The organism is Mesorhizobium sp. M4B.F.Ca.ET.017.02.2.1, assembly GCF_003998955.1.
Taxonomy (GTDB): domain Bacteria; phylum Pseudomonadota; class Alphaproteobacteria; order Rhizobiales; family Rhizobiaceae; genus Mesorhizobium; species Mesorhizobium abyssinicae.
The window spans coordinates 1-10,881 of the sequence record NZ_RZOF01000216.1 but is presented as its reverse complement, the minus strand read 5'-3'; the positions used below and the strand labels follow the sequence as shown (position 1 = coordinate 10,881).

The window sequence follows — 10,881 nt, the reverse complement described above, 5'->3', positions numbered from 1 at the left end:
CTTCAGGATGTCGCGTCCGTTGAGGATGACCTCGCCACCGGTGATGCGCACGCCGCCGCGGCCATAGCCCATCGACGACAGACCGATGGTCGACTTGCCGGCGCCGGACTCGCCTATCAGGCCGAGCACCTTGCCCTTTTCCAGCGTCAGCGAGACGTCGTGCACCAAGGTGATGGTCTTCGGCTGCTCGCCGGGCGGATAGACGGTCGCTTCGATGCGCAGGTTGCGGATGTCGAGCAGCATGCCGGGCTTCGCTTTGGTGTCGGCCATCACCCGCGCCCTCCCTTCAGGCTTGCCGTCCGGTTGAGCACCCAGTCGGCGACGAGATTGACGGAGATGGCAAGCGCCGCGATGGCCGCGGCCGGGATCAGCGCCGCCGCGATGCCGAAGACGATACCGTCCTTGTTTTCCTTGACCATGCCGCCCCAGTCGGCATCCGGCGGCTGCACGCCGAGGCCGAGGAAGGAGAGCGTCGACAAGAACAGCACCGCATAGATGAAACGCAGGCCAAGCTCCGAGACCAGCGGCGACAGCGCATTGGGCAGGATCTCGCGGAAGATGATCCAGGCGCTGCCTTCGCCGCGCAATTTGGCGGCTTCGACATAATCCATGACGTTGATGTCGACGGCGACCGCGCGCGACAGCCGGTAGACGCGGGTGGAGTCGAGAACCCCCATCACCAGGATCAGCGTCACCACGTTAGAGGGGAGCACCGAAAGCACGACGAGGGCCATGATCAGCGTCGGGATCGACATCAGCAGGTCGATGAGGCGCGACAGGATGGTGTCGTACCAGCCGCCGAACACCGCGGCCGAAAAACCGAGTATGGCGCCGAGCGAGAAGGACAGCGCGGTGGCCAGCACCGCGATGAACAGGGTGATGCGGGCGCCGTAGATCATGCGTGACAGCAGGTCGCGGCCGAGATTGTCGGTGCCCAGCCAGTGCGCCGATGACATCGGTTCCCAAGGGACGTCGCTGACAATCTCGGCATTGCCGTGCGGCGCGATCCAGGGCGCGAAGATCGCTGCCAGCACGAACAGCGAGGTCAGCACGATACCGATCAATGCCGGTAGGGGGATGCGTGCAATATTCAGCATGTCCCGCTCCCTCCTACTTCGGATGCCTGAGGCGCGGATTGGCGACGATCGCCGCAATGTCCGCGATGATGTTGAGGCTGATATAGACGGCGGCGAAGATCAGGCCGACCGCCTGAACGACCGGCACGTCGCGCTTGGTGACGTGGTCGACCAGATACTGTCCCATGCCGGGATAGACGAAGATCACCTCGACCACGACGACGCCGACGACGAGATAGGCGAGGTTGAGCATGACGACGTTGATGATCGGCGCGATGGCGTTCGGGAACGCATGCTTGCGGATGACGGCGAAGGCCGACAGACCCTTCAACTCGGCCGTCTCGACATAGGCCGACTGCATGACGTTGAGGATCGCCGCGCGCGTCATGCGCATCATATGGGCCAGAACCACCAACGTCAGCGCCGCCGCAGGCAAGGCGATGGCCTGCATGCGCTCGCCGAACGGCATGCCCTCATAGACGGTGGAGATGGCCGGGAACCATTGGTGCTGCACGGCGAAGTAGAAGACGAGCACATAGCCGATGAAGAATTCCGGGAACGAGGTCGAGGCCAGCGCCACGCCGGAGATCAGCTTGTCGACCCAGCCGTTGCGGTAACGCACCGCGATCAGACCGAGGATGATCGCCAGCGGCACGGCGACGATCGCCGCCCAGAAGGCGAGGAACAGCGTGTTCCACAGCCGGTCCTTGATCGATGTCGCAATGTCCTGCCCGCTCGACATGGCGGTGCCGAGATCGCCGGTGAGCACGCCGCCCAGCCAGTGGAAGTAGCGGAGATAGGCAGGCTGGTTCAGCCCGAGCTGCTCGCGCAGATTGGCGAGCGACTCCGGCGTCGCCGATTGTCCGAGAATGGCTTGCGCGACGTCGCCGGGCAGGATCTGGGTGCCGGCGAAGATCAGGACCGAAACGGCCAACAAGAGGAGGATGCCCAGCGCAACGCGCTGGGCCACCAGTTTCACGATGGGTGAGGACATCTCCGCAAGGCCGAACTCAGGCTTCGAGCCAGCACTTCGCCAGAGCGTAGCCGTTCATCAGCTCCTGATGCGGATCGTCGACCCAGCCGCCGACCTTGGCGCCGGTGGCATCGATGAACTGATTGAACATCGGCAGGATCAGGCCGCCCTCGTCGCGCACCATGACGGCCATGTCATGGTACATCGCCTTGCGCTTGGCCTCGTCCAGCTCGGCGCGCGCGGCCAGCACCATCTTGTCGAAGTCCGGACGCTTGAAGCGCGTGTCGTTCCAGTCGGCCGTCGACAGATAGGCGGTCGAGTACATCTGGTCCTGCGTCGAGCGGCCGCCCCAATAAGAGGCGCAGAAGGGCTGCTTGTTCCAGACCTCGTTCCAGTAGCCGTCGCCCGGCTCGCGCTTGATCTCTAGCTTGATGCCGGCCTTGGCCGCGCTCTGCTGGTAGAGCTGCGCGGCATCGACGGCGCCGGGGAAGGCGACATCGGAGGTCCTGAGCAGCACCGAGCCGTCATGGCCGGACTTCTTGTAGTGGAACTTGGCCTTGTCCGGATCGTACTTGCGCTGCTCGATCTCGGTGAACAGCGGGTAGGCCGCGTTGATCGGGAAGTCGTTGCCAAGCGAGCCGTAGCCGCGCAGCACCTTGTTCAGCATCTCCTCGCGGTCGATGGCCAACTTCAGCGCCATCCTGAGATCGTTGTTGTCGAACGGCGCCGTGTTGCAATGCATGATGAACACGTAGTGGCCGGGGCCCGCATGGTTGCGGATGGTGACGCCCGGCACGCGCTTGATCAGGTCGACGATCTTCGGCTCGACGCGGTTGATCATGTTGACCTGGCCGCCCTGCAGGGCCGCGGTGCGCGCCGTCGCGTCGTTGATGACGACCACTTCGATCTGGTCGGCATGGCCCATCTTGTCGCCCTGCCAGTAGTTGGCGAAGCGCTCGCCGACATGGCGCACGCCGGGCTCGTTGGTCTTGACCACATAGGGGCCCGCCGAGATGCCGGCATCGGGCTTGTCCTTGCCGCCGTTCGGCTGGACGATCAGGTGATAGTCGCTGAGCAGGTAGGGAAGGTCGGCATTGGCCTCCTTCAGCGTCAGCACCACTTCCTTGCCGCTGGCCTTGATGCTCTCGATGCCCTTCATGTAGCCGAGAGCGCCGGATTTCGACTTCTCGTCGGAGTGACGTTCGAGCGTGGCGGCGACGTCCTCGGCGGTCACGGTCTTGCCGTTGTGGAATTCGACACCGTCGCGGATCTTCAGCGTCCAGACCTTGGCATCATCGGAGGAGCCGATCTCCTCGGCGATGCGGTTCTCGAGCTTGCCGTCAGGCGACAGCTCGACGATCATTTCGCCCCAGCACTTGCCGAAGGCGAACGGCACCTGGGTCATCATCAGCGCCGGATCGAGGCTGTTGGTGGATTCACCACCGACGAGGCCGGCCTTCAGCGTGCCGCCCTTGACCGGACCGGCGGCGCGGGCCGCGCTCGAAAGCAGCGAATTGGCGAAGGGAGCGGAGATGCCGAGCGCGGCGGCGCGGCCGAGAAAGTCGCGACGGCTGAGCTTGCCGGCGGCGACACGACGGCTGAGATAGTCCAGTTCGTTAGACATTGCAGGTTCCTCACTCTGATGGTTCGACCTTGCGGCCGTTTCTTGTTTCTTGTGAGGATAATGAGCGCAACGGAAAGCTGTAAGCAAGACCGAATGCGACATGCCGTGGCGTAAATGGCGCGTCGCAATTGGACCAATCCTGCCAGCTCTCAGACGAGAGCGCGTGGAATCTTCTGTTCGAAGTCGCGTTCGAAGACGCGGTTTTCGCCCTCATAGGCCTCGATTCTGGCGCTCAGCACGAAGTTTTGCGGGTCGGAATGGATCTCCGCGAAGGTCTCGGTACGCACCGACCATCCATTTCGCGACAAAGTCTGTGTCCAGTGGGTTTTTCCCGAGGCTGACGACGGATCATCGGGATGGATCGCCCAGACCTCCCTGACGATGCTGCCATTGGCGAGACCATGCGCGAGGTCGCGCACCGCGCCGAAATCATCGGTGATGGAAAGCGTGACGATGCCGGTCTTCTCGTCGCGGTCGACATGGCGCTCGGAACTGGCGGGGCGGATCGTCTCGGTCTGCCAGGGCGCGGCGCCTTCGGGAGCCGGAAACGAAGCTTCGTCGCCTTTCGCCAGCGGGCGGACCGGCAGATTGAGCGTGGCCTTCGACAGGTCGAGGCGGACCGGCTCCGGCGAGGGCCAGATCATCGGCCAGTAGGCGTTTGAAACGGCAATGCGCAGCCGGTGGCCGGCCGGCACGCGGTAGGCGCACTGGTCGAGCACGACACGGGCCGAGACACTCTCGCCCGGCGGCAGCGCCTCGGGGAATTCGTGCGAGTTGCGGTGCGTCAGATTGAGCACGCCGTAGGAGATCAGTTCCGAGGCGCCGTCGGGATGGACGTCACAGAGCCTGACAGCGATGTTGGCCTGGGGCCGGTCCGAGGCGACCCTGACCAGGAGTTCCGGCGCGCCGACAATGTCGATCGCCCGATCAAGCACCGGCCGGTCGAAACACACCGACAGGGCATCGTCGGGGCGCTGGTCGCCCGGCAGTTCCGGCCCGAAGGTGAAGGGGAAATATTCGCCGCCGGCAAGGCCGCAGCTTTGCGGCGTGGCGACGATGGCAGGCTTGGCTCCTTCCGCAATCAGCTCGATCGCTTCTACCTTGACATTGGACGACGGCCATTCCTGCTCGGCCACCCAGCGGCCTGGCCGCTCCGGGTGCCAGCGCGCCGGCCGCACGCTGTCCATCACATAGGCGCGGTAGTCGGGATCGGCCTCGACGCCGGTCTCGGCCCCCTTCAGCCAGCGGTCCCACCAGCGCAGGGCCTCCTGCAGGAAGCCGATCGCCGGCCTGGGTCCGGCGTAATGCGGGTATTTGTGGATCCACGGGCCGACGATGCCCTTGACCGGCGCCTCGACGTTGGTGACCAGATGCGAGATGGTGTTGCGGTAGCCGTCATGCCAGCCGCCGATCGACAGCACGGCCGCCTTGACCGCCGAAAAATCCTCGCAGATCGAGCCGCGCTTCCAATAGGCGTCGCGATGCTGATGGCTGAGCCAGAGCGGCGCCAGGAAGGGCTGGTTCTCCAGCCGGTGGAGCCACAAATCGCGCCAGCGGTTGCCGCCGGCGATCAGCGGATCCGGCGGCCGCGACGAGTAGGAGAGCATGGTCGAGGCCCAGCCGAAATTCTCGATCAGCAGGCAGCCGCCCTTGTAATGGATGTCGTCGGCATAGCGGTCGACGGTCGAGCACAGGCTGATTACCGCCTTCAGCGCCGGCGGCTGCTTAGCCGCGACCTGCAGGCAGTTGAAGCCACCCCAGGAAATGCCCATCATGCCGACATTGCCGTTGCACCAGGGCTGGGCCGCCGCCCAGGCGATGACGTCGCAGGCATCCTGCAGTTCCTGCTCGGAATATTCGTCGTCCATCAGCCCTTCGGAATCGCCATTGCCGCGCATGTCGACACGGATCGAGGCATAGCCGTGGCCGGCGAAATAGGGATGCGTCAGCTGATCGCGGAAGATGGTGCCGTCACGCTTGCGGTAGGGGAGATGCTCGAGGATCGCCGGCACCGGATCGTCGGCGGCGTCCTCCGGCATCCAGATGCGCGCCGACAACCGGCAGCCATCCGGCATGACGATGCCCATGTCGGGAAATTCGACGACCTTGCGGGGAAATTCGGTGACGGTTTTCATGGCTGGCACATGATGGAGCCCGCCCCACCGCGTCATGAGCCAGCCGGCGAAATCGGCTGGTCAATCCGCGTCAGTTCAGCGGAATGTCGTTGTCAGCCTTGCTTTCCTGATAGGCGCCGGACAGTTCGTCGTAGCGTGCGGAAATCTTGCCGATACGCGCCTCCAGCCGGCTGCGCTCAGCTTCCGGCAGCGCCCGCGCCAGCCTGCGGATGGAAAAGCTCTTCCAGTAGGCGTTCTCGGCATTGTAGCCGCCTGGGTCGAGGGTGAAGACCTCCTTCAGGATCTTCAGGTCATGCGGGATGGCGAAGCTGTCGCGCGAATCCTCATGGCTGAAGAGGTAGTAGAAATTGTCGAAGCCGGTCCAGGTGATGGCCGACAGGCAGAGCGAGCAGGGCTCGTGCGTGGCGAGGAAGATCGCGTCGCCGGTTTCGACGCGCTCGGCCTTCGGCATTTCGTAGAAGCGCTTCAGGCAGTGCACTTCGCCGTGCCAGAGCGGGTTTTCGATCTCGTTGTTGGTCTCGGCAAGCACCAGCGAGCGGTCGTCCTTCCTCAGGATCGCGGCGCCGAACAGCTTATTGCCATGGGCGACGCCCGCGGCCGTCTTCGGCACGATGTCGTGCTCGATGACGTCGAGCAGGCGGTCGATCAGCGAAATATCGGTCATTGTCTGGGTCCGTCACGGGAGGTGGATTTCGTAAGGGTGCGAGAAATGGCACTCTTCGAGGTTGGAGCCGTCGCCGCCGCGGTCGACGATCAGGAAATCCTGCGCCTCGCCGATCGGCGTCAGCACGCCGTGCCAGAGGTTGCGGCGGTAGTTGATGCCCTGGCCGGGCGCGGTGATGAAGGCGTGCGGCTCGCCGGGGCCGTCCTTGCCGTCATGGCAGACGACGACCAGGAAAGGGCGCGGCGACAGCGGGATGAAGGCCTGGCTGCCGAAAGGATGGCGCTCGACCATGGTCAGCTTGAGCGGCATCTCATAGGGCGTGCCGCGCACCATCGAGATCAGCACCCTGGCGTTCGGCCCGGCGGCTTCGGCGGTGGCGAGGTCGTGGTAGCGCTCGGCCTTGCCGGCATTGATCGGGTAGTGATTGTCGCCGCCCATGTCGATGACATCGCCGAACGGGGCGAAGTTTTCGCGCGTCAGCGGCCGGGCGACGATGCGGGTCACCGCGCGCCGCCTCCGAGGCCGGCGCCGCCGAGCTTGGCGTGACGGTTGACGTCCTTGTAGAGCAGATAGCGGAATTTTCCCGGGCCGCCGGCATAGCAGGCCTGCGGGCAGAAGGCGCGCAGCCACATATAGTCGCCGGCCTCGACCTCCACCCAGTCCTGGTTGAGCCGGTAGACCGCCTTGCCTTCCAGCACGTACAGGCCATGCTCCATGACATGGGTCTCGGCGAAGGGGATGACGGCGCCCGGCTCCAGCGTGACGATGGTGACATGCATGTCGTGGCGCAGGTCGGCGGGGTCGACGAAGCGCGTCGTCGCCCAGCGGCCTTCGGTGCCGGGCATCGGGGTCGGCGCGATGTCCTGCTCGTTGGCGAAGAAGGCCGGCGGCGTATCGAGCCCGTCCACCACCTCATAGGCCTTGCGCACCCAGTGGAAGCGAACGGCGGCCTTGCTTTCGTTGCGCGCCGTCCAGCCGCTCGCCGGCGGCAGGAAGGCGAAGCCGCCGGGGCGAAGCACGTGCTTCTTGCCGGCGAGCGAAACGCTGAGCTCGCCCTCGACCACGAACAGCACGCCCTCGGCGCCGGCATCCGGCTCCGGCCGCTCGCTGCCGCCGCCGGGCTCGACCTCGACGATGTATTGCGAGAAGGTCTCGGCAAAGCCCGACAGCGGCCGCGCGATGATCCAGACCCTGGTCTTGTCCCAGAAAGGCAAGGCGCTGGTGACGATGTCCTGCATCACCCCCTTGGGGATGACGGCATAGGCCTCGGTAAAGACGGCGCGACCGGTCAGCAGCTCGCTTTGGCCGGGATGACCGCCATGCGGTGCGTAGTAGGTGCGCTCGGGCGTCTTGATCATGTCCATAGTCCTGATCCTCAGAGCAAATCCAGTATGTGACGGTGTTTCGTCCGGAGTTGGGTAAAACCAAACATTTAGAGCGGCAGCATGTCTTTCAGCCGAAGCAGCGCGATGCGCTCGACCTGTTTGCAGGCGGTTTCGAACTCGGTGGCGCGGCTGTTGCCGATGCGCCGCTCGAACTCCGCCAGGATATGGTCCTTGCTCTTGCCCTTGACGGCGATGATGAAGGGGAAGCCGAAAGTGGTGACGTAGGCGGCGTTGAGCTTGGAGAACAACTCGCGTTCCTTGTCGGTCAGCGCGTCGAGCCCGGCGGAGGCCTGCTCCCTGGCCGATTCCGCCGTCAGCCGCCTGGCCTTCGCCAGCTTGCCGGCAAGGTCGGGATGGGCGTTGAGCACGGACAGCCGCTCGGCCTCGGTTGCGGCGCGGAAGACGCGGCAGAGCGCGTTGTGCACGCCGCCGGCGCTGTCATGCGCCGGGCCGAGCTCCAGCTCGTAGGCGCGCTCTGCGATCCAGGGCGAATGCTCGAAGACGCCGCCGAAGGCATGGACGAAGGCCTCGAACTCCATCCGCGACGGACGCAGCGCCGGCGCCTGGTAAGGATGCGTCTCGCGCCAGTGGCTGGCGATATCGATGCGCCGCGCCAGCCAGACCCGGTCGTGCGATTTCACATAGTCGACGAAGCGCTTCAGTGCCGCCACGCGGCCCGGACGACCGACCAGCCGGCAATGCAGGCCGATATTCATCATGCGCGGCCGCCCGTCCCTGCCCTCGGCATAGAGGGTGTCGAAACTGTCCTTCAGATAGGCGAAGAACTGGTCGCCGGAATTGAAGCCTTGCGGCGTGGCGAAGCGCATGTCGTTGGCGTCGAGCGTATAGGGGATGACGAGCTGCGGCTTCTCCAGGCCGCCGCGATCGAACCAGTAGGGCAATTCGTCGTCATAGGTATCGGAGACGTAGTCGAAACCGCCCTCCTCGGCGACCAGCCGCAGCGTGTTGACCGAGGTGCGGCCGGTGTACCAGCCGGTCGGCCGGGCGCCGGTCACCTCGTAGTGCAGCCGGATCGCCTCTTCGAGGTCGCGCTTCTCGTCCTCGGGCGAATGATCGCGGTAGTCGATCCATTTCAGCCCGTGCGAGGCGATCTCCCAGCGGGCCTGCTGCATGGCCGCCACCTGGTCGGGCGAGCGTGCCAGCGCAGTGGCGACGCCGTAGCAGGTCACCGGCACTTGCGCCTCGGTGAACAGCCGGTGAAGTCTCCAGAAGCCGGCGCGGGCGCCATATTCGTAGATCGATTCCATGTTCCAGTGGCGCTGGCCGAGCCAGGGCGCGGCGCCGACGATCTCCGACAGGAAGGCTTCCGAGGCCTTATCGCCGTGCAGCACGCAGTTCTCGCCGCCCTCTTCGTAATTGACGACGAACTGCACCGCCACATGCGCGCCGCCGGGCCATTTCGGATCGGGCGGATTGGCCCCATAGCCGCGCATGTCCCGTTCGTAACGCATTGTCACTCCTGCCGGATCGTTGAGGTGAAGATATCGAAAGGAGTACTCGTGCATTCCCCCGAAAATTTTTGAAAGTGCTTTTTGTCACGCTCCGCTCGACCGGGACTTATGCATCGCCTTTAATGGGCGCACAATTGACCAGAAACGTTCGACAGTACGGGGATGGGAGACGGCAGTGGCAGAAACGTCGAAAGCCGATGGCGGGCGCCTCACGACCCATGTGCTCGACACCGCGACCGGCAGGCCGGCCAAGGGCCTGTCGATCGAGCTGTTCCGCATCGAGCGGCAGACGCGGGCGCATCTGAAAACGGTGGTCACCAATGACGACGGCCGCTGCGATGCGCCGCTGCTTGCCGGCGCCGATTTCCGCACCGGCGAATACGAACTGGTGTTCGCCGCCGGCGACTATCTGCGCCGGCAAGGGACCAGCCTGCCGGAACCGGCCTTCCTCGACATCGTGCCGATCCGCTTCGGCATGGCGGAAGCGCGCCACTACCATGTGCCGCTGCTGATCTCGCCCTATGGCTATTCGACCTATCGGGGAAGTTGAGACATGGCCAAGGTCAAGACCCGCAACGAAATCCGCTTCATCCTCAACGGCGAGGACATCGCGCTGGCCGATGTCGCGCCCGATGCGACCCTGCTCGACTGGCTGCGGCTCGACCGGACGCTGCGCGGCACCAAGGAAGGCTGCGCCGAGGGCGACTGCGGCGCCTGCACGGTGCTGGTCGGCAGGCTTTCCGCCGGCCGGCTGGTCTATGAAAGCGTCAACGCCTGCATCCGCTTCCTCGGCTCGCTCGACGCCACCCACGTCGTCACCGTCGAGCATCTGCGCGGCACCGGCGAAAACCTGCATCCGGTGCAGCGAGCGATGGTCGATTTCCACGGCTCGCAATGCGGCTTCTGCACGCCGGGCTTCGTGATGTCGCTCTACGCGCTGTGGATGCGCTCGCCCGACCCGTCGGACGCGGCGATCGAGAAGGCCCTGCAAGGCAATCTCTGCCGCTGCACCGGCTATGAGGCGATCATGCGCGCGGCGCGGGCCATTTCCCGCTACGGCAAGGCGGCCAAGGACCCGCTGGCGGCCGAGCGCAAGGCGATCACGGCAAGGCTGGCGGCGCTGAAGGACGGCGCGCGCGTCGAGATCGGCGCGGGCAAGGCGCGGCTGATCGTGCCCGCCGACGCCGACGATCTGGCCAAGCTGCTCGACAAGGAGCCGGGCGCGACGCTGGTTGCCGGTTCCACCGATGTCGGGCTTTGGGTGACCAAGCATATGCGCGACATCGCGCCGGCGGTCTTCATCGGCAATCTCGACGGGCTGTGCACGGTATCCGAGGACAAGGGCGTGATCTCGATCGGCGCCGGCGTCACCTACAGCGAAGCCTTCGCGACGCTGTCGAAGCGCATTCCGGCGCTCGGGCCGCTGTTCGACCGCATCGGCGGCGAGCAGGTGCGCAACATGGGCACGATCGGCGGCAACATCGCCAATGGCTCGCCGATCGGCGACACGCCGCCGCCGCTGATCGCGCTCGGCGCGCGGCTGACGCTGCGC

General features: G+C 65.2%; 11 protein-coding genes. 2 read left to right on the top strand and 9 right to left on the bottom strand.

Going from position 1 to position 10,881, the window contains the following annotated elements; genetic code table 11:
• From EN738_RS22605 to puuE, 9 genes are all read right to left on the bottom strand, one after another.
• The coding region (locus EN738_RS22605) for an ATP-binding cassette domain-containing protein (RefSeq protein WP_127285659.1) at window positions 1–270 on the bottom strand (270 nt) is incomplete at its 3' end.
• The gene (locus EN738_RS22600; protein ID WP_127285658.1) at window positions 270–1,097 is read right to left on the bottom strand and encodes an ABC transporter permease; all 828 of its coding nucleotides are present in this window, start codon (window positions 1,095–1,097) and stop codon (window positions 270–272) included. The genes EN738_RS22605 and EN738_RS22600, both read right to left, overlap by 1 nt.
• 13 nt (window positions 1,098–1,110) lie before the next feature.
• The gene (locus EN738_RS22595; protein WP_127285657.1) at window positions 1,111–2,070 is read right to left on the bottom strand and encodes an ABC transporter permease; all 960 of its coding nucleotides are present in this window, start codon (window positions 2,068–2,070) and stop codon (window positions 1,111–1,113) included.
• Between the two features lie 16 nt (window positions 2,071–2,086).
• On the bottom strand, window positions 2,087–3,673 hold the full coding sequence (locus EN738_RS22590; protein ID WP_127285656.1) for an ABC transporter substrate-binding protein: 1,587 nt from the start codon (window positions 3,671–3,673) through the stop codon (window positions 2,087–2,089).
• Between the two features lie 149 nt (window positions 3,674–3,822).
• Window positions 3,823–5,808, bottom strand: coding sequence for a CocE/NonD family hydrolase (locus EN738_RS22585; protein ID WP_127285655.1), 1,986 nt, complete (start codon window positions 5,806–5,808; stop codon window positions 3,823–3,825).
• A 70-nt stretch (window positions 5,809–5,878) separates the two neighbouring features.
• A complete protein-coding gene (locus tag EN738_RS22580) occupies window positions 5,879–6,472 on the bottom strand; it encodes a nucleoside deaminase (protein WP_127285654.1) in 594 nt (197 codons plus the stop codon).
• Window positions 6,473–6,484: 12 nt separating this feature from the next.
• Complete coding sequence (locus EN738_RS22575) at window positions 6,485–6,976, bottom strand: ureidoglycolate lyase (protein ID WP_127285653.1); 492 nt, start codon at window positions 6,974–6,976, stop codon at window positions 6,485–6,487.
• Window positions 6,973–7,836: a bifunctional allantoicase/(S)-ureidoglycine aminohydrolase gene (locus EN738_RS22570; RefSeq protein WP_127285652.1), complete on the bottom strand. Its 864-nt coding sequence runs from the start codon at window positions 7,834–7,836 to the stop codon at window positions 6,973–6,975. Before EN738_RS22570 ends, EN738_RS22575 begins: the two co-directional genes overlap by 4 nt.
• Window positions 7,837–7,904: 68 nt before the next feature.
• Window positions 7,905–9,329, bottom strand: coding sequence for an allantoinase PuuE (puuE, locus tag EN738_RS22565; RefSeq protein ID WP_127285651.1), 1,425 nt, complete (start codon window positions 9,327–9,329; stop codon window positions 7,905–7,907).
• Between the two features lie 175 nt (window positions 9,330–9,504).
• On the opposite strand from puuE, the gene uraH reads away from it, so the two are divergent.
• Window positions 9,505–9,879, top strand: a complete 375-nt coding sequence (gene uraH / locus EN738_RS22560; RefSeq protein WP_127285650.1) for a hydroxyisourate hydrolase — start codon at window positions 9,505–9,507, stop codon at window positions 9,877–9,879.
• Window positions 9,880–9,882: 3 nt separating this feature from the next.
• On the top strand, window positions 9,883–10,881 hold a 999-nt coding region (gene xdhA / locus EN738_RS22555; RefSeq protein ID WP_127285649.1), incomplete at its 3' end, for a xanthine dehydrogenase small subunit.